We start from the raw sequence: 22,512 nt of genomic DNA, 5'->3' as shown, positions 1-22,512 counted from the left end.
AAAAGTTGCTTTTTTATTTTATAAATAGCTTTAAGATAATCCTGAAATTACACCATTATTATCAATAGTCATATTTTCTGATGCAGGTGTTGCTGGTAAACCTGGCATACGCATCATTTTTCCTAATACAGGAATTATAAATTGTGCACCAGCTGCTATTTCAATTTCCCGAACATGTACCGTAAAACCTTCAGGTCTTCCTATTAATTTATCATCATCAGAAAAAGATTTTTGTGTTTTTGCCATACAAACTGCAAAATCATTAAATCCTAATCGATTAATTCTACGTAAATTTAATTCTGCTTTTTTATCATAGGTTACTCCTACTGCTCCGTAAATTTCTTTAGCAATTCTTGCTATTTTTTCTTTCACAGGACTTTTCCAATTGTATAAAGGCTTAAATTGTGTTGCCTTATTTTCAACAACATTTACCACAGCTTTTGCTAATTCCTTAGTTCCTTGACCTCCTTTTACCCATCCTTCTGAAACAACTGCTTCAACTCCTAATTTAGCACAAGCTTCAATAACAAAATTCACTTCTTCTTCAGAATCTGAAATAAATGAATTAATCGCTACTACTGGCTCAATGTTAAACTTACGAATATTTTCGATATGCTTTTCAAGGTTTTTAAATCCATCTTGAACACATACTATATTTGGCGTATTATATGCTTCTTTCTGTGCACCTCCATGATGACGTAATGCTCTAACAGTAGCAACTAAAACCACACATTTAGGATTTAAACCTGCATATTGTGATTTAATATTTAAAAATTTCTCTGCTCCTAAATCAGCTCCAAAACCTGCTTCTGTTACTACATAATTAGATAATGACAAACCCATTTTTGTAGCAATAATAGTGTTTGTTCCTTGGGCAATATTTGCAAAAGGACCTCCGTGAATAATTGCTGGATTTTCCTCTAATGTTTGTACTAAATTTGGTTTTATTGCATCTTTTAATAAAATAGCCATCGCATCTTGTGCTTTTAAATCACGTGCAAAAACAGGCTTTTTATCAAAAGTAAAACCGATAAATATATTTGCTAATCTAGCTTTTAAATCTTCAAAGTTTAGCGACATACAAAGTATTGCCATTACTTCGGATGCCGGAGTAATATTAAAGCCATCTTCACGAGGGATACCATTTGCTGTACCTCCTAAACCAATAGTTATTTGACGCAACGCACGGTCGTTCATATCAATTACTCGTTTCCATAAAATAGTACGAGGATCGATATTTAAATTATTAGTTTTACTCTGTAAATTATTATCAATCAAAGCAGCTAATAAATTATTAGCCTTTTCAATAGCATTAAAATCACCTGTAAAATGTAAATTAATATCTTCCATCGGAAGAACTTGTGAATATCCGCCACCAGCGGCTCCTCCTTTTATTCCAAAAACAGGTCCTAAAGATGGTTCTCGTAATACAACAGTTGCTTGTTTGCCAATTTTATTTAATCCTTCAGTTAAACCAATAGAAACAGTAGTTTTGCCTTCTCCTGCAGGTGTTGGTGTTAAAGCAGTAACCAAAACTAAGTTGTTTTGTGCTATTTTTTGTTCATCAATTAAATCTAAAGGAAGCTTCGCTTTATATTTCCCATACATTTCTAAATCGTCTTCTTCTATGTTCAGTTTTGTTGCAATATGTTTAATATGCTTTAGTTTTTTTGCTTGTGCTATCTCAATATCACTTAAATGTTTTATTACTAATTCTATCATTTCTTCTTATTTTTTTCATAAAATATCGCCTAAATATACCCTTTTTGATGATTATAAAAACCAATATACTTACGTTTTATTTACGCTAAACAGACATGAATCATATAAATATAGCAAAAGAATTGGCAAACCTTTTTCGAAATACTATATTTGCTCGTTTTAAAAAAGAATTCGATTTAAATTAAAATAGATGCAAAACAAAGGTCTTATTAAATTATTTGCTATCCTTTTTGGATTAGTAAGCTTGTACCAATTGTCGTTTACATTTTTTGCTAATAAAGTAGAAGATAGCGCTAAAGTATATGCAAAGGAAAACGCTAAAGGTAACAGCGGTAGAGAGTTAGCTAGCTTTGAAAGAAAATATCTGGATAGCGTCGCAAATGACGAAGTTGTAAATTTAGGCGTTGCTAAATATACTTATAACGACATTAAGGAGCGTGAAATGAACCTTGGTTTAGACCTAAAAGGAGGTATTAATGCTATTTTACAAGTATCTGTAAAAGATATCTTAGTTGCTTTAGCTAATAACTCAGAAAACACTGTTTTTAGAACTGCTTTAGCAAAAGCTAGTGAAGCTCAAAAAGACAGTCAAGAAAACTACTTAGACTTATTTTTAACGCAATTCGAAACTGCTAGTAACGGAAAAGTTAAATTAAGTGATCCTGAAATTTTTGGAACAAAAGCTTTACGTGATCGTGAGGTTATCTTATTTAACGATAATAACGAAAAAGTAAAATTAGCTTTACAACAAGAAATTAATACTTCTATTAATACTTCTTTTGAAGTTTTACGTAGTCGTATTGATAAATTTGGTGTAACTCAACCAAGTATTCAACGTATTGGTAATTCTGGAAGAATTCAAATTGAATTACCAGGTGCTAAAGATATTGAGCGTGTTACTAAATTAATTACAAGTACTGCTGAATTACAATTTTGGGAAGTATATACAAATGCAGAAGTTCAAAACTTTTTCTTTACTGCAAATGCAAGAGTTGCTGAATTATTAAAAGATAATACAGTAACTGCTACAACAGAGGTTAAAGACACTACAAAAACAGATGATATTGATGATTTATTAGGAGAATCTACTAAATCTACAAAAAAAGCTGATACTCAAAAGAACTTATTTACTTATTTATATCCTAATGTAGCTCAAAATCAACAACAAATGAGCTCGTTAGTTGCACAAGCTAAAGTTCAAGATACTGCACAAGTAAATAGCTTACTTGCTGATAAATCTGTAAGAGCTTTATTACCTGCAAATTTAAAATATGTTAAATTTTTATGGGATTATAAAGCACAAAAAAGTGCTGATGGTACTGCTGAAATTATTGGATTATATGCAATAAAATCGAACAGAAATGATAAAGCTACTATTGATGGAGATGTAATTGCTGATGCAAATCAAGATTTCGATCAAATGAGCAAACCTGTTGTATCTATGTTAATGAACGGTACAGGAACTAAAAAATGGGCGAAAATGACTGGCGATAACGTTGGTAAATTCGTTGCCGTTGTTTTAGATAACTACGTATATACAGCACCAGTTGTAAACGGAGCTATTACAGGAGGAAGTACTCAAATTTCTGGAGGAACAATGACTGTTGAAGAAGCTCAAGATATTTCAACTGTATTAAAAGCTGGTAAATTACCTGCTCCTGCAAGAATTATTCAAGCAGAAGTTGTTGGACCATCATTAGGTCAAGAATCTATTGACGCAAGTATTTGGTCATTCGGATTAGCTATTTTATTAATATTAGGTTGGATGCTTTTATACTACGGTAAAGCGGGTCTTTATGCAAACATTGCCTTATTAGTAAACATTTTATTTATCTTCGGATGGTTAGCTTCATATAATGCAGTTTTAACTTTACCTGGTATTGCTGGTATTATTTTAACAATCGGTATGTCGGTAGATGCGAATGTTATTATTTTTGAAAGAATTAAAGAAGCCTTAAAAGGTGGACAAACTTTAGAAACTGCCGTTGATGAAGGATTTAGTTTTAAAGGAGCTTTATCTGCTATTATCGATGCAAATATTACAACATTCTTAACAGGTGTTATTTTATTTATTTTCGGAACAGGACCAATTAAAGGTTTCGCCTATACTTTAATGTTAGGTATTGCAACATCTTTATTTACTGCAATTTTTATTACTCGTTTATTTATTGATAAATCTGTTGAAAAAGGAAGTGCTTTACCTTTTAACACAAATATCTCTAAAAACTGGTTTCAAAATATAAACATTGAATTCTTAAAGAAACGTAAGTTAGCTTACATTATTTCTGGATTCTTTATTTTAGCTGGATTAATATCAATCTTTACTTTAGGTTTAAAACAAGGAGTTGATTTTAAAGGAGGTCGTTCTTATGTTGTTCGTTTTGATCAGCCAATGAATGCAACTGAGGTTGCTTCTAGTTTAAAAGATGCTTTTGGAGCTGCTCCTGAAGTTAAAACTTACGGTTCAGATAATCAATTAAAAATAACAACTGCTTTTAAAATTGATGAAGAAGGTAGTGAAGTTGATGATTCAGTTCAAAACTCATTATTTACAGGATTAAAATCTTACTTAGGAACTACTTCTTATGAAGACTTTAAACCAGGATTCGAAAAAGCAGGTAGCGGAATTATGAGCTACATGAAAGTAGAACCAACAATTGCTGATGATATTAAAAAATCAGCTTTATGGGCGGTAATCGGTTCATTAATTGTTGTTTTCTTATATATTTTATTACGTTTTAGAAAAATAGCTTTCTCTATTGGTGCAGTAGCAGCAGTATTTCATGATGTATTAGTTGTATTAGGTGTATTTTCTATCTGTTATAAATTCATGCCTTTTGATATGGAAATAGGACAATCATTTATTGCAGCAATTTTAACAGTAGTTGGATACTCGTTAAATGATACCGTGGTAATTTTTGATAGAATTAGAGAGTATGCAGGAAGCAGTAAAAACTTTACAGCTGATTTAGTTAACAAAGCATTAAGTAGTACTTTAGGTAGAACAATTAATACCTCTTTAACTACATTATTAGTAATGTTAGCAATTTTCTTCTTTGGAGGAGACAGTATTAAAGGATTTATGTTCGCATTAATCGTAGGTGTGGTTGTAGGTACGTATTCATCTTTATTCGTAGCAACACCAATTATGTTTGATACTTCTAAAGAAGAAGAGGAAAAACAAGAAGATAAAATTCAAGAAACAGTATAATTACAATTTATATTTTACAAAAACCGTTTTGAATTTTATTCAAAACGGTTTTTTCATTTACAATCAAGCAACTATCTTTGCAGTATTATGAAAATCACAAAACTTCACGATTTATATTTTAAAGAGTTTATTTCTTCAGATGAAATAGCTAGTATTGTTAAAACATTAGCAAAACAAGTAAAAGCAGATTTACCCAAAAATGAAGTTCCTTTATTTATCGGAATTTTAAACGGATGCTTTGTTTTTACTGCTGATTTTTTACGCGAATATAAAGGTGATTGTGAAATAAGTTTTATAAAGTTGGCTTCTTACGAAGGAACAACTTCTACTGAAAAAGTAAAAAACCTTATTGGTATCAACGAAGATTTAACAAACCGTACGGTTGTTATTTTAGAAGATATCATTGATACAGGAAACACTTTGCAGGAAATTTATGAGATTTTTAAAACAAAACAATTAAAAGAATTAAAAATAGTAACACTTTTTTACAAACCTGATGTGTATCGAAAAGAACTATCAATAAATTATATCGGAAAAAGTATTGAAGATAAATTTATTGTCGGTTACGGTTTAGATTATAAAGGTTATGGACGAAATTTGCCAGCTATTTATCAATTAACAACACAACCCAAAATGACAAACATCGTATTATTCGGACCTCCAGGAGCAGGTAAAGGAACGCAAGCAGATTTATTAAAAGAGAAATATAATTTAGTCCATATTTCTACTGGAGATGTTTTTCGTTTTAATATCAAAAATGAAACTGAATTAGGTTTACTTGCTAAAACTTATATGGATGACGGAAATTTAGTTCCTGATGAAGTAACTATTAATATGCTTAAAGCCGAAGTTGAAAAAAATACTGAAGCTAACGGGTTTATTTTTGATGGTTTTCCAAGAACTCAATCGCAAGCAGAAGCTTTAGAAGCTTTTTTAAGTGAAAAAAATGAACGTATTAACGGAATGGTAGCTTTAGAAGTCCCTGAAGATTTATTAGTTGAGCGTTTATTAGAAAGAGGAAAAACTAGCGGAAGAACTGATGATACTGACGAAAGTAAAATTAGAAACCGTTTTAATGAATACAATACTAAAACAGCTATTTTAAAAGATTTTTACCAAGAACAAGGTAATTATTATGGAATAAACGGTGTTGGATCTATAGAAGATATTACAAAACGTTTATCAGAAGTATTTGATAAATTATAAAAACTACTATTATTAGTAAAAGCAGTAACCTTAAAGAAACCTTAAAAAACTTCTTTAACTTGCTCAAAATAATAGTAGCTATAACGATTAGTGCTGTTTAAATAAAACAGCTAATAACTTAGAAAAAATGACTGAAGGAAATTTTGTTGACTATATAAAAATCTACGCATCTTCTGGTAAAGGAGGTCGAGGATCTGTACATTTACATCGTGAAAAGTATATTACAAAAGGTGGTCCTGACGGAGGTGACGGTGGTCGTGGAGGTCATATCATTTTACGTGGTGATAAAAGTATGTGGACACTTTTTCATTTAAAATTTAAACGTCATTTTAGAGCAGAACCAGGTGGTGATGGTAGTGCTAGTCGTAGTACTGGACATGACGCTAAAGATGTTATTGTTCCTGTTCCATTAGGTACTATTATTCGTGATGCTGATACTGATGAAATTTTATATGAAGTTTCTAAACATGATCAAGATGTAGTATTGTTAGAAGGAGGAAAAGGTGGTTTAGGTAACTGGCACTTTAAATCTTCAACAAATCAAGCACCTCGTTATGCACAACCTGGTATTGATGGTACAGATGGTTGGTTTCGTATTGAGCTTAAATTATTAGCTGATGTTGGTTTAGTTGGTTTCCCTAATGCTGGAAAATCTACTTTATTATCAGTAATAACAGCTGCAAAACCGAAAATTGCAGATTACGCTTTTACAACCCTAAAACCAAACTTAGGAATTGTAGAACATCGTAATCATAAAAGTTTTGTAGTTGCTGATATTCCTGGGATTATTGAAGGAGCTGCCGAAGGAAAAGGATTAGGTCATTATTTTTTACGTCATATTGAACGTAACTCTACCCTATTATTTTTAATTCCTGCGGATAGTGATGATATCAAAAAAGAATATGAAATTCTATTAAACGAATTACGTAAACACAATCCTGAATTATTAGACAAAGATCGTTTGTTAGCTATTTCGAAAGCAGATATGCTAGACGACGAATTAAAAGAAGAAATTAAAAAAGATTTACCTGAAGGTATTGATGCCTTATTTATCTCTTCTGTAGCTCAATTAGGTTTACAAGAATTGAAAGATAAATTATGGGATATGTTGAATTAATATTTCAACTAAAATAATTTTATAAAAAAGCAACCTCAAATGAGGTTGCTTTTTTTGTTAGTTATAAGTCTAAATTACCTTTTACTTTAACTGTTTTTATATAGAGTTATTTAACTTCTTAAACATTTTTTGTATATTTATGTTAAAATGCTAATGTTAAATCCATTCAAATGAAAAAGAAAACATTATTTATATTAATTCTATTTATATACACAAATCTACTTTTTGCTCAATTAAGTAGTGTACATTATTTACCGCCATTAAAACAAGGTGCAAATAATCAAGCTATAAAAGAACAAGCTTTTTATCTTTCAACACCAGAAACATTAGCTTTTAATATTAATGTTTTTCAAGGAACAAATACAACAGCTGTTTCAACCCTTAATATCTCAAATACCTCGCCAGGACAATACAATATTGCTAATGGTGATAATAATATTACACTTGTAACAAACGCAAATACAGGAATTCCACTTTCGAATAGTGGTTTACGTTTTGAATCTGTAAATGGCGAAAAATTTTATGTTAACTACAGAGGAAGATCACAATCTCAAGCAACATCTTTAACATCAAAAGGAGACAAAGCTTTAGGTACTTCATTTAAATGGGGAGGTAGACCAAATTATGGTAATGGTCACACATCGTTAAATGCAACATTAGGTATTATGGCTACACAAGATGGTACAACTACCATCAACATATTTAATTATGGTAGTGATTGTGAATTTAGACTGCAAGGTGATGATGATGGTATTACTGATAATAGTCTTACAGTTACGCTTACTAAAGGTCAAACTTATGTATTAGAAGCATACAGAAATGCTACTATTGCAAATATTGATTGTTGGCTAGGTGCTAGTATTCAATCGGATAAAAAAATAGCGATATCAAATGGAAACCTAAATGGAGCTCCAAGAGTCGCAAAAAATAGTAGAGATGCATCAATTGACCAACCTGTTCCTGAAAATTTATTAGGTAGAGATTATATTTTTATCCGAGGAAATGGTGTAGATGATATAGAAACTCCTATTATTATTGCAACCCAAAATAATACTGATATATTAGTTAATAATGTTATTGTTAAAACACTAAATACTGGTGAGTATTATGTTATTGATGGTAGTAATTATACACCTGCAAGTGCTGGAGGTAATATGTATGTTACAACAACTAAAGAAGTTTATGCTTATCAATATTTATCAGGAGCCAGTGGAATACATACAGGTGGACTTAATTTTATTGCACCAGTTAATTGCCTGTTACCTGATAAATTAAGTAATATATCTAATATTAAAGATGTAGATGGTAAAAATTTTAATGGAGGAATTACCATTATAGCTTCAACAAGTACTCCTAATGCAAATATAATTGTTACAGATGATACAGGTGTTAAAGCATTAATAAATGAACATAGTTTAGGTGCAACTCCTGACTGGAAAACATTTTATATACCAAACCTTACAGGTAATGTGTCTGTTGAATCAACAGGGCCTATTGCTGTAGGTTTTTTAGGTGTTAGTGGAGCTGCAGGAATTGCAGGTTATTTTTCTGGTTTTGATACCGTCCCTGTTGTTGAACTAGATATAACTGGAGGTGGTTGTTTACCTGGTGCTGATGTATTTGAAGTTTCAGCAAATTTTGATGCTTATCAATGGTTTCAAAATGGAGTAGAAATGCTCGGAGCAAATACAAATGCATTTACTCCAACAGAACCTGGCGCTTTTTATGTAAGAGTAACCAAAGGAACTTGTACTTATAATTCGGCAGTATTACCTGTATATAATTGTGATCCTGAAATATTAATCAAAAAAACTGTAGACACTTCTCCTGTTATAGAAGGTGATGTTGTTACGTTTACAATAACGGTTCAACATCTTGGTATTAATCCTGTAACGAACTTAGTTATAGAAGATTTACTTCCATCAGAATTAAATTTTCAAACAGTAACGCCTAGCTTTGGAACATGGACAGCTCCTAATTGGATTATTGGAGATATGTTTAGTGGAGAAATGTATACTTTAATTGTAAAAGCAACAGTGAACGAAGTTCCTGCAGGAATTACTGTTACAAATACTATTAACAATACTCAAACAGAAGTTGAAGCTGATATTTTAACTGATGATCCGACAGAAGATATTACCATCATAAATAATGAACTTACAATCACTAAAACCGACCAAGCTCCAACAGATGGAAGTTATGATACTGTAGGTGAAAAAATCACCTATAACTTTGTTGTAACAAATACGGGTAGCCAAATTATACCTAATGTTACTATTTCTGATATAAATATTGATGCAGGTAGCTTATCTCCTACTTCTGTAAGCAATTTAGCTATTGGAGCTGTTACTAACTTTACTGCAACACATACTATTACACAAGCTGATATCGAAGCTGATCAAGTTATAAATACTGCTACTGTACAAGGAACTTTATCTAACGGATTTATAATTTCAAGTACTTCTGATGATCCTGATACCGGAACTTTAGGTGATGCTACAATTACTCCTATTGATCAAAAAGGAGAATTAGTCTTAGAAAAAATAGCACAACCTGCACTAGATGGATTATACGATACTTTAGGTGAAGAAATAACTTATGAATTAACAGTAAAAAACACAGGAAATGTAAGTTTAAATAACATTACTATTACTGATTTAAATATTGATGTAGGAAGTTTAACACCAGCAACAATAGCAAATTTACCTGCAGGAGCGTCGGCTATTTTTACAGCAAAACATACTATTGTTCAAGTAGATTTTGATAATGGTAATGTTACAAATACTGCAACTGTTAGCGGTACTGAAGTTATAGAAGGAACACTAATAACTGATACCTCTGATGACCCTACAACAATAGCTTTAAATGACCCTACTATTGTTACTGTTCCTCAATTTGGACAATTAGAAGTAACAAAAATAAGCGACAACCAAACTAATGGACCTTATAACACATTAGGACAAACTATAAAATATACAATTATTGCCAAAAGTATTGGAAATGTTACATTAACAAACATTAACGTTGTAGATCCTAATGCCGATACAGTTATCTTAATTAATACAACAGGTACTGATACCGCTACAGATAATATTGTAGATAGTATGATGCCTAATGATACTGCTACTTTTGAAGCAACTCATGTAATTACACAAGAGGATTTGGATAATGCTCAAGTTATAAATACAGCAACTGTAGGTGCTCAAGACCCTAGTATGGGAAGTGTTACTGATTTATCTGATGATCCAACAGACAATACAACTACAACTAATGATCCAACAATAGTTCCTTTAATTTCAGTACCAGAAATATCAGTAACAAAAACAGCTGATGACGATAGTAATGTAAAAGAAGGACAAATAATTACCTATACCTATACCATAACTAATACTGGTAATGTTACTTTTGATGATATAAGTCTTTCTGATATTCATTCTGGTACAGGTACATTAGGTTCTATTACTTTACAAAGCACTACTGGTATTGATGATGGACTTGATAATATTGTTAATCAATTGGCTCCTACTCTAAATGCTATATGGACAGCAACTTATACAATAACTTCTTCAGATATTACAAATCAAACAGATATTACAAATACTGTTACTGTAAGTACTACACCTAAAACAGGTACTATAACTTCTTCTGATCTTATAGCTACAGAGGTTGTAACTGTTAATCCTGAAGAAATTATTTGTTCTAATACTACTTTAGCACATAATTTAACTGCTGATGTTAATCCCTCTGTTACATCATTTAGTTGGTCTGCAACTGATACTCCGTATATTTCAGGAGAAACAAGTACTACATCAACAAATACAAATATTACTGATACATTAATAAATATAGGTACAACAAATCAAGATGTAGTGTACACTATTATTGCTAAAAATGCTAGTAATGATGTAGTAGATACTTATACATATAAAGTTACAGTACAACCTTCACCTAATGTATTAAATACAAATCAATCTTTAAATATATGTACAGGAGGTTCTTTAAATGAAAATTTAAGTGCAGATATTGATAATTTTAATAGTGGAGTTACTTTTTCTTGGTCAGCTACTGATAATTCAAATATTACAGGAGAAACTACTACGACGAGTACAAGTAATAAAGTTGAAGATACATTAATTAATACTTCTACAAGTCCTCAAGATGTTGTTTATACTATTACTCCTACTGCTACAATCAATAATTGTACAGGATCTATCTACACTATTACAGTAACAGTTGCTCCTTCAATTATATTACCAACAGATGGAACTTCAACTGTAAGTTGTATTGCAAATGCGACACAACCAACTGCACCTATTGTAAATGATATCAATGGAAATCCGATTACACCTGTAATATCTCAAAATACAAGCCCTACTTGTGAGGGTGAAAAAATATATACCTATACATATACTGATTGCTCAGGAAATGTATCAATTTATAAATTTACTTATACTATCGATTTAATTACCGCACCAATTATTTCAACTGCAGATGGTCAAAGCGATGTAGAATGTTTGGCTGATGCAACTACTCCAACACCACCAACAGGAATTGTGGATACTTGCGGAAATACTGTAAATGCGGTGTTAGTTTCAATAATTGATACACCAAATCCGATTACTTGCGAAGGAACAAGAGTTTATAATTATACGTATACCGATTGCTCAGGATTAGTTACTCCGTGGAAATATACCTACATTATCGACTTAATTACCACACCAATTATTTCAACTGCAGATGGTCAAAGCGATGTAGAATGTTTGGCTGATACAACTACTCCAACACCTCCAACAGGAATTGTGGATGCTTGTGGAAATTCAGTTATTGCTGTTTTAGTTTCAACAATTGATACACCAAATTCGATTACTTGCGAAGGAACAAGAGTTTATAATTATACGTATACCGATTGCTCAGGATTAGTTACTCCGTGGAAATATACCTACACTATCGACTTAATTACCGCACCAATTATTTCAACTGCAGATGGTCAAAGCGATGTAGAATGTTTGGCTGATGCAACTACTCCAACACCTCCAACAGGAATTGTGGATACTTGCGGAAATACTGTAAATGCGGTGTTAGTTTCAACAATTGATACACCAAATCCGATTACTTGCGAAGGAACAAGAGTTTATAATTATACGTATACCGATTGCTCAGGATTAGTTACTCCGTGGAAATATACCTACACTATCGACTTAATTACTGCGCCAATTATTTCAACTGCGGATGGTCAAAGTGATGTAGAATGTTTGGCTGATGCAACTACGCCAACACCACCAACAGGAATTGTGGGTGCTTGTGGAAATTCAGTTATTGCTGTTTTAGTTTCAACAATTGATACACCAAATTCGATTACTTGCGAAGGAACAAGAGTTTATAATTATACGTATACCGATTGCTCAGGATTAGTTACTCCGTGGAAATATACCTACACTATCGACTTAATTACCGCACCAATTATTTCAACTGCAGATGGTCAAAGCGATGTAGAATGTTTGGCTGATGCAACTACGCCAACACCACCAACAGGAATTGTGGGTGCTTGTGGAAATTCAGTTATTGCTGTTTTAGTTTCAACAATTGATACACCAAATTCGATTACTTGCGAAGGAACAAGAGTTTATAATTATACTTATACCGATTGCTCAGGATTAGTTACTCCGTGGAAATATACCTACACTATCGACTTAATTACCGCACCAATTATTTCAACTGCAGATGGTCAAAGCGATGTAGAATGTTTGGCTGATGCAACTACTCCAACACCACCAACAGGAATTGTAGATGCTTGTGGAAATACTGTAAATCCAGTATTAGTTTCAACAATTGATACACCAAATCCAATTACTTGTGAAGGAACAAGAGTTTACAATTACACCTATACCGATTGTTCTGGATTAGTTACTCCATGGAAATATACTTATACTATCGATTTAATTACTGCTCCAATTATTTCAGCTGCGGATGGTGAAAGTGATGTAGAATGTTTGGCTGATGCAACTACTCCAACACCACCAACAGGAATTGTAGATGCTTGTGGAAATACTGTAAATCCAGTTTTAGTTTCAACAATCGATACACCAAATTCGATTACTTGCGAAGGAACAAGAGTCTATAATTATACCTATACAGATTGTTCTGGATTAGTAACTCCGTGGAAATATACCTACACTATCGACTTAATTACCGCACCAATTATTTCAACTGCAGATGGTCAAAGCGATGTAGAATGTTTGGCTGATACAACTACGCCAACACCTCCAACAGGAATTGTGGGTGCTTGTGGAAATACTGTAAATGCGGTGTTAGTTTCAACAATTGATACGCCAAATCCGATTACTTGCGAAGGAACAAGAGTTTATAATTATACGTATACCGATTGCTCAGGATTAGTTACTCCGTGGAAATATACCTACACTATCGACTTAATTACCGCACCAATTATTTCAACTGCAGATGGTCAAAGCGATGTAGAATGTTTGGCTGATGCAACTACTCCAACACCTCCAACAGGAATTGTGGATACTTGTGGAAATACTGTAAATGCTGTTTTAGTTTCAACAATTGATACACCAAATCCGATTACTTGCGAAGGAACAAGAGTTTATAATTATACGTATACCGATTGCTCAGGATTAGTTACTCCGTGGAAATATACCTACACTATCGACTTAATTACCGCACCAATTATTTCAACTGCAGATGGTCAAAGCGATGTAGAATGTTTGGCTGATGCAACTACGCCAACACCACCAACAGGAATTGTGGGTGCTTGTGGAAATTCAGTTATTGCTGTTTTAGTTTCAACAATTGATACACCAAATTCGATTACTTGCGAAGGAACAAGAGTTTATAATTATACTTATACCGATTGCTCAGGATTAGTTACTCCGTGGAAATATACCTACACTATCGACTTAATTACCGCACCAATTATTTCAACTGCAGATGGTCAAAGCGATGTAGAATGTTTGGCTGATGCAACTACTCCAACACCACCAACAGGAATTGTAGATGCTTGTGGAAATACTGTAAATCCAGTATTAGTTTCAACAATTGATACACCAAATCCAATTACTTGTGAAGGAACAAGAGTTTACAATTACACCTATACCGATTGTTCTGGATTAGTTACTCCATGGAAATATACTTATACTATCGATTTAATTACTGCTCCAATTATTTCAGCTGCGGATGGTGAAAGTGATGTAGAATGTTTGGCTGATGCAACTACTCCAACACCACCAACAGGAATTGTAGATGCTTGTGGAAATACTGTAAATCCAGTTTTAGTTTCAACAATCGATACACCAAATTCGATTACTTGCGAAGGAACAAGAGTCTATAATTATACCTATACAGATTGTTCTGGATTAGTAACTCCGTGGAAATATACCTACACTATCGACTTAATTACCGCACCAATTATTTCAACTGCAGATGGTCAAAGCGATGTAGAATGTTTGGCTGATACAACTACGCCAACACCTCCAACAGGAATTGTGGGTGCTTGTGGAAATACTGTAAATGCGGTGTTAGTTTCAACAATTGATACGCCAAATCCGATTACTTGCGAAGGAACAAGAGTTTATAATTATACGTATACCGATTGCTCAGGATTAGTTACTCCGTGGAAATATACCTACACTATCGACTTAATTACCGCACCAATTATTTCAACTGCAGATGGTCAAAGCGATGTAGAATGTTTGGCTGATGCAACTACTCCAACACCTCCAACAGGAATTGTGGATACTTGTGGAAATACTGTAAATGCTGTTTTAGTTTCAACAATTGATACACCAAATCCGATTACTTGCGAAGGAACAAGAGTTTATAATTATACGTATACCGATTGCTCAGGATTAGTTACTCCGTGGAAATATACCTACACTATCGACTTAATTACCGCACCAATTATTTCAACTGCAGATGGTCAAAGCGATGTAGAATGTTTGGCTGATGCAACACCTCCAACACCTCCAACAGGAATTGTGGATACTTGTGGAAATTCAGTTATTGCTGTTTTAGTTTCAACAATTGATACACCAAATCCGATTACTTGCGAAGGAACAAGAGTTTATAATTATACCTATACAGATTGTTCTGGATTAGTAACATCTTGGAAATATACTTATACTATCGATTTAACTACCGCACCAATTATTTCAACTGCGGATGGTCAAAGTGATGTAGAATGTTTGGCTGATGCAACTACACCAACACCACCAACAGGAATTAAAGACGCTTGTGGAAATTCAGTTATTGCTGTTTTAGTTTCAACAATTGATACACCAAATCCGATTACTTGCGAAGGAACAAGAGTTTATAATTATACGTATACCGATTGCTCAGGATTAGTTACTCCGTGGAAATATACCTACACTATCGACTTAATTACTGCGCCAATTATTTCAACTGCGGATGGTCAAAGTGATGTAGAATGTTTGGCTGATGCAACTACGCCAACACCACCAACAGGAATTGTGAATACTTGTGGAAATACTGTAAATCCAGTTTTAGTTTCAACAATCGATACACCAAATTCGATTACTTGCGAAGGAACAAGAGTCTATAATTATACCTATACAGATTGTTCTGGATTAGTAACTCCGTGGAAATATACTTATACTATCGATATTCCTACTTTTACTATTAACCAAGCTAATGGAACATCAACAGTAAATAATATTATTGATGCAGTTCAACCAACAACACCTATTGTAGAAGATGTTTGTGGTAATAATATTATTCCAGTAATTACAGAAAATGCAACTCCTATTTGTGATGGTACTAAAACATATACCTTTACATACACTGATTGCTCAGGAAATACTGATGTATATACCTACACTTATACTATCGATGTAACCTCAACTTTAAACATTGCAGATACATCAAAAATAATATGTAGTAATACATCTTTAACATCAGACCTTACTAATTTAACAAGTATTACTGGTGTTACATTTGAATGGTTAGCTACAACAAATCCAAATATAAGTGGTGCTTTAAATGGTAACGGAACAATATTAAATGATACCTTAATAAACATCTCTGGAAATAATCAAGATATAATATATACAATTACTCCTTTTAATAGCGATGGTTGTAAAGGTGATACATTTAAATATACAGTAACTGTTAATCCAGAACCTTTTAATGCAATAGCTCCTACAGATACTACTTGTAGCGGAATACCTTTAAATCATGATTTAAAAACAAATGTAAATATTACAAATACTACATTTTCTTGGGTAGCTTCACAAAATACAAATGTTACAGGACAAACAACAACAGTTTCTAATACAACGAGTATTACAGATACATTAATAAATACGACTCAAAATACACAAACAGTCATATACACAATAACACCAACTTCTAACAATGGTTGTGTAGGTATCCCTTACACATATAGTGTAAACGTTACTCCAAAAACAGATATAGCTGTCACAAAAATAGCGATATCTGCATTAGATGGAAGTTATAATCTGGTAGGAGAAATTATTGAATATCAAATTACGGTACAAAATAAAACCAATACTGATATTAACAATATTAGTATTACTGATGAAAATGCAAACACAGGTAGTATTACACCATCATTAGTAACTACAATTGCGCCACTAGGAAGTACAATTTTTAACGCTTCTCATACAATTACTCAAGCAGATTTAGATGCAGGAAAAGTAATCAACAGTGCTATAGCTACAGTAAGCGATTCTTGCGGAACAATAACCACAAGTAATTCTGATGATCCTAATACGGTAAATCCTAATGATGATACAATTACATTATTAGATCAAAACCCATCAATATCATTCGATAAAATAGTTACTTTTAATGATGAAAATAACGATGGTACACCTCAACAAGGGGAAACATTAACTTATAATTTTACCGTAACTAATACAGGAAATGTAACGTTAAGTTCTATTTTAATAAACGATCCTTTAATTACCGTTAACGGATCATTAACTAGTTTAGCTCCTCAAGTTACAAATACTACATCATTTTTTGCTACCTATACAATTACTCAAGCAAATATTGATGCAGGAAGTATCACAAATTCAGCAACTATTACGGCAACTTCACCAAGTGGTACAGTTATAACTGATACTTCGGATGACCCTAACGACTCAACAAATAATGATATCAATGAAGATGGAGAACCTGATGATACAACCATATTTACATTTATTGAAAAACCAATATTAACGCTATCAAAAACAGGAGTTTTTATAGATGCTAATGGCGATAATTTAGCACAAGTTGGCGAAACAATAATTTATACTTTTGATGTTACAAATACAGGAAATGTTACTATTTCTGATATTTTAATAACAGATCCGATAGTTGCCGTTACTGGTAACGCAATAACTTTAGCTCCAAATCAAACCAATAGTACTGCTTTTACAGCTAATTATGTATTAACTCAAAATGATATAAATAACGGAACTATTACCAATACTGCAACTGTATCAGGAACATCTCCAAACGGAACAATTATTACTGATACTTCAGATGACCCTACAACAACTGCTGATAATGATGCTACAATAACAACATTATCTCAAAATTCTCAATTATCATTATTAAAAACGGCTCAGTTTAATGATGAAAATCAAAATGGATTTCCTAACGAAGGAGAAACAATTACATACATTTTCGATATCAGAAATACAGGTAATGTTTCTATTACTAACATCATCATAAATGATCCTAAAGCGACAGTAAATGGAGGTTCAATCGATTTAGCTCCAAATCAAACTGACAACACAACATTTACCGCAACTTATACCATAACATTAGCAGATATCAATTCAGGAAACACGACTAATAGTGCAACTGTATCAGGTACAAATCCTTCAGGAAATAGTATTACTGATATTTCTGATGATCCTACAAATACAACAAACATCGATTTAAATTCCGATGGAGATTCTGATGATGCTACCATTACTACTTTAATTCCTAATCCAAAAATGAGTGTTACTAAAACAGGTGTTTTTCAAGATGAAAATAACGATGGAATAACACAAGTAGGCGAAACAATACTCTATACTTTTAATGTTAGCAATACAGGAAATGTTACCATTTCAGATATCATAATAACAGATCCATTAGTTACAGTTTCTGGAACACCAATAACTTTAAATCCGTTAGAAAACAATAGCACAATGTTTACCGCTGTTTATACTATTAATCAATTAGATATTGATACAGCAACGATTAGTAATACAGCAATTGTAAACGGACAAAGTCCTAATGGAGATATTATTACTGATACTTCGGATGACCCTAATAATGATACAAACAATGATACTAATGGTGATGGTGAACCTGATGACACAACTATTACCACTTTACCAATTAAAGGAAGTATTAGTTTAACAAAAGAATCGTTACCTGCAACAGATTTAAGTTATGATACTGTTGGCGAAAAAATCATCTATCAATTAATTGTAACTAACACAGGAAATACAACATTAAAAAACATCAATATAACTGATAGTAATGCTGATTTAGGAAGTATAACTCCAGCTACAATTTCTGAAATAATACCTGGAGCTAGTACAATTATCAATGCAGAACATACTATTACAAAAGATGATTTAAATAATGGTTTTGTTACAAATACGGCTAGTGTTACAGCTACAGATCCTTCTTTAAATATTATTGAAGATACTTCTGATGATCCTAATAACACAACAGATAATGATACAAATAATGATGGTGAACCTGATGATATAACAAATACTGTATTATCTCAAAAACCATCAATATCATTAGAAAAAACAGCCATTTTTAATGATGAAAATGATGATAATTTCCCACAAATAGGAGAAACAATAACGTATAATTTTAATGTAACAAATACAGGAAACATAACAATAAACAACATCACCGTTACAGATGCTTTAGTTGCAGTAAATGGTGGACCAATTACATTAACCTCAGCAGAAACAAATAGTAATACATTTTATGCCGAATATGTAATTACTCAATCAGATATCGATTTAGGAATTATTACCAATACAGCTACCGTAAACGGAGAAGCTATCAATGGAAATAATGTAACCGATACTTCTGATGATCCAAATAACACAACTAATAATGATATAAATAATGATGGTGAACCTGATGATACAACTAGTACGACTTTACCTAATAATCCAGAATTAACATTATTCAAAACAGGTGTTTTTATAGATACTAATAATGACGGATCAGCTCAAGTAGGAGAACAAATTAAATATATTTTTGATGTATCTAATACAGGAAATGTTACTATTTCTAACATTAACATAACAGATGCTATTGTTACAGTTTCAGGAAATCCAATAACATTAATTCCTGGAGAAACAAATAGCACTACTTTTACAGCTATCTACACATTAACTTTAGCTGATGTAAATGCTGGTAATATTATTAATACAGCAACGGTTAATGGTACAACTCCTTCTGGAAATAATATTGTAGATAACTCTGATGATCCAACAACAACAGATAATAACGATGCAACAATAACAACACTTATTAGAACTCCTAAATTAGAGCTATACAAAGTAGGAACTTTTAATGATGAAAACGGAGATGGAAATCCTCAAACAGGGGAAACAATTTCTTATACTTTTGATATTAGAAATGTTGGTAATGTTACCATCACTAATATTATTATTACAGATCCTATTGTTACAGTTTCAGGAGGAGCTATTACTTTAAATCCTTCTGAAATGAATAACACTCATTTTTCAGCTATTTATACTATTACTCAACAAGATATAGATGCAGGAAGCTTAACAAATACAGCACTTGCAACAGGTCTTGATACTGATGGTGTAATTGTTTCTGATGTAAGTGATTATTCTGATGACCCTAACAACCCTAATAATATCGATTTAAACGGAGATGGAGATCCAGATGACCCTACAGTAACAAATCTTACAGGAAATCCTCAATTAAATTTAATCAAAACAGCAATATTTAATGATATTGATGGAAACGGATTTGCAAATGTAGGTGAAACAATAAATTACACATTTACTGTTACCAACTCAGGAAACTTAACTATAAGTAATATCAATATTTCGGATCCATTAGTAAACGTTAGCGGAATGCCAATAACATTACTTCCTTCTGAAACGGACAATACTACATTTAGTGCAACATATACGTTAACTCAGTTTGATTTAGATAAAGGAACTATAACCAATAGTGCCATAGTTAAAGGGCAAGACCCTAATGGTACTATTATTTCTGATACTTCGGATGACCCTAATAATAGTACTAATGTAGATAATAACAACGATGGTAATCCTGATGATGCTACAGTTTCAATATTAAACACAAAAGAAAGCATCAGTATAACAAAAGAAACTTTACCAGCTACCGATGGAGCTTACGATTCAATTGATGAACAAATAAACTACGCTATTGTTATTACTAACACAGGTAATGTAACACTTAGCAATATTGTTATTTCTGATATCAATGCTGATGCAGGAAGTATTTTTCCTGATACAATACCTACACTTGCACCAGGTGAAAGTATAAACGTTGTAGCAATTCATACAATTACTCAAACCGATTTAAATACAGGAGTTGTTTTAAATACGGCTACTGTAAATGCGGTTGATACTTTTGGAAACACAATAACAGATACTTCGGATGATCCAAACAATTCAACAGATAATGATACAAATGGTGATGGTGAACCTGATGACACAACAAGTACAACTATGATACAAACGCCAGCAATATCATTAATAAAATCTGCTGATACAGCTCCCGATGGTTTATGGAATGCCGTTGGTGAAGTTATTACTTATACCCTAGTTGCTGTTAACACAGGTAATGTAACACTTAGTAATATTATTATTTCTGATACAAATGCTGATACAGGAAGTGTACTTCCTAATAATATTGCATCAATTGCTCCAGGAGAACAAGTTGTAATTACGGCGAGTCATACTATTACACAAGATGAATTAAATACAGGTTATGTAACAAACACAGCTATTGTTACAGCTCAAGATACTAATGGAAATAGTATTACTGATGAATCTGATGATCCAAATAACCCAACAAACAATGATACAAATGGTGATGGTGAACCTGATGATGCAACTATAACGCTTACTCCACAAAGCGCAACAATTAACGTAACCAAATCTGTTGATAAAATATCTTATACTAATATTGGAGAAATACTAACCTATAATATTACTATTACGAACAACGGTAATGTAACATTGTTAAATCTTATTATTTCTGATGCTAATGCTATTATAACAAGTGCTAATACAATTCCATCGTTAGCTCCTGGAGAAGTTTTTGTAGCCACAGCTGAACATATAATTACTATTGATGATATCAATAATGAATATGTTTCAAATACAGCTTATGTAAGTGGAACTGTAATTAATAGTACTGATACTATAAAAGAAGATTCTGATGATATCGATGATTTAACAAATACTGATATCGATAACGATGGCGATTTTGAAGATCCTACAATAAGTATTTTTAACGGTTCATCTGATTTGAGCATAACCAAAACAGTTGATAATTTAAATCCAATAGTTAACAGTGAAGTTGAATTTACTATTACACTAACAAATAAAGGTACAGTTACAGCTAATAACATCAATATAAAAGAAGTAATACCTAGTGGATATAAATTTATTTCTTACACTAGTTCTGTAGGTTCTTATTCTGATACAACAGGAAACTGGAATGTACCTACTATAAATAGTGGAGACAACGAAACCTTATATATAATTGTAGAAGTTTTAGGTATTGGTGATTATATAAATACCGCTACAATCAGCAACTTTGAAGGAGCTAATGATAGCGATACACAAAATGATACTGCCTATGCTGTAGCAGCACCTAAATGTTTAGAAGTATACAATATATTTACGCCTAATAATGATGGAGGAAATGATTCTTTTGTAATCAGTTGTATAGAAAAATACCCTAACAACACACTAGAGGTTTTCAATAGATGGGGAAATACTGTTTTTAAAGTTAAAGGTTATAAAAATAACTGGAAAGGAATTTCTAACGGAAGAGTAAATATTCAAAAATCAAAAAAATTACCTGTTGGTACTTACTATTATGTTTTAGATTTAGGAAATGATACCGAACCAAAAGTAGGTTGGATATACATTAATAGATAAACTATTTTTTATAAATAACTTTTATTAAAAAGCAATCTCAGATGAGGTTGCTTTTTAATTTTTGA

The 22,512-nt window shown here is 32.2% G+C and carries 5 protein-coding genes; 4 read left to right on the top strand and 1 reads right to left on the bottom strand.

Annotation, left to right across the window (positions count from 1 at the left end; all coding sequences use genetic code 11):
- Positions 1 to 30: 30 nt before the first annotated feature.
- Positions 31 to 1,722, bottom strand: coding sequence for a formate--tetrahydrofolate ligase (locus AB0T67_RS09675; RefSeq protein WP_455432246.1), 1,692 nt, complete (start codon positions 1,720 to 1,722; stop codon positions 31 to 33).
- A 190-nt stretch (positions 1,723 to 1,912) separates the two neighbouring features.
- Here AB0T67_RS09675 and secDF point away from each other — a divergent pair, with 190 nt between their 5' ends.
- From secDF to AB0T67_RS09655, 4 genes are all read left to right on the top strand, one after another.
- Positions 1,913 to 4,933 carry a protein translocase subunit SecDF gene (secDF, locus tag AB0T67_RS09670; RefSeq protein ID WP_369220135.1) on the top strand — a complete coding sequence of 1,007 codons (3,021 nt, stop codon included), beginning with the start codon at positions 1,913 to 1,915 and terminating at the stop codon, positions 4,931 to 4,933.
- An 87-nt stretch (positions 4,934 to 5,020) separates the two neighbouring features.
- Positions 5,021 to 6,139, top strand: coding sequence for an adenylate kinase (locus tag AB0T67_RS09665; RefSeq protein ID WP_369220134.1), 1,119 nt, complete (start codon positions 5,021 to 5,023; stop codon positions 6,137 to 6,139).
- A 127-nt stretch (positions 6,140 to 6,266) separates the two neighbouring features.
- Positions 6,267 to 7,256, top strand: a complete 990-nt coding sequence (obgE, locus tag AB0T67_RS09660) for a GTPase ObgE (protein WP_369220133.1) — start codon at positions 6,267 to 6,269, stop codon at positions 7,254 to 7,256.
- Between the two features lie 170 nt (positions 7,257 to 7,426).
- Positions 7,427 to 22,447: an HYR-like domain-containing protein gene (locus AB0T67_RS09655; protein WP_369220132.1), complete on the top strand. Its 15,021-nt coding sequence runs from the start codon at positions 7,427 to 7,429 to the stop codon at positions 22,445 to 22,447.
- Positions 22,448 to 22,512: the final 65 nt, after the last annotated feature.

It is taken from the genome of Tenacibaculum salmonis (assembly GCF_041053065.1).
GTDB lineage: Bacteria > Bacteroidota > Bacteroidia > Flavobacteriales > Flavobacteriaceae > Polaribacter > Polaribacter pacificus_A.
This window is presented reverse-complemented; position numbering and strand designations above follow the sequence as displayed.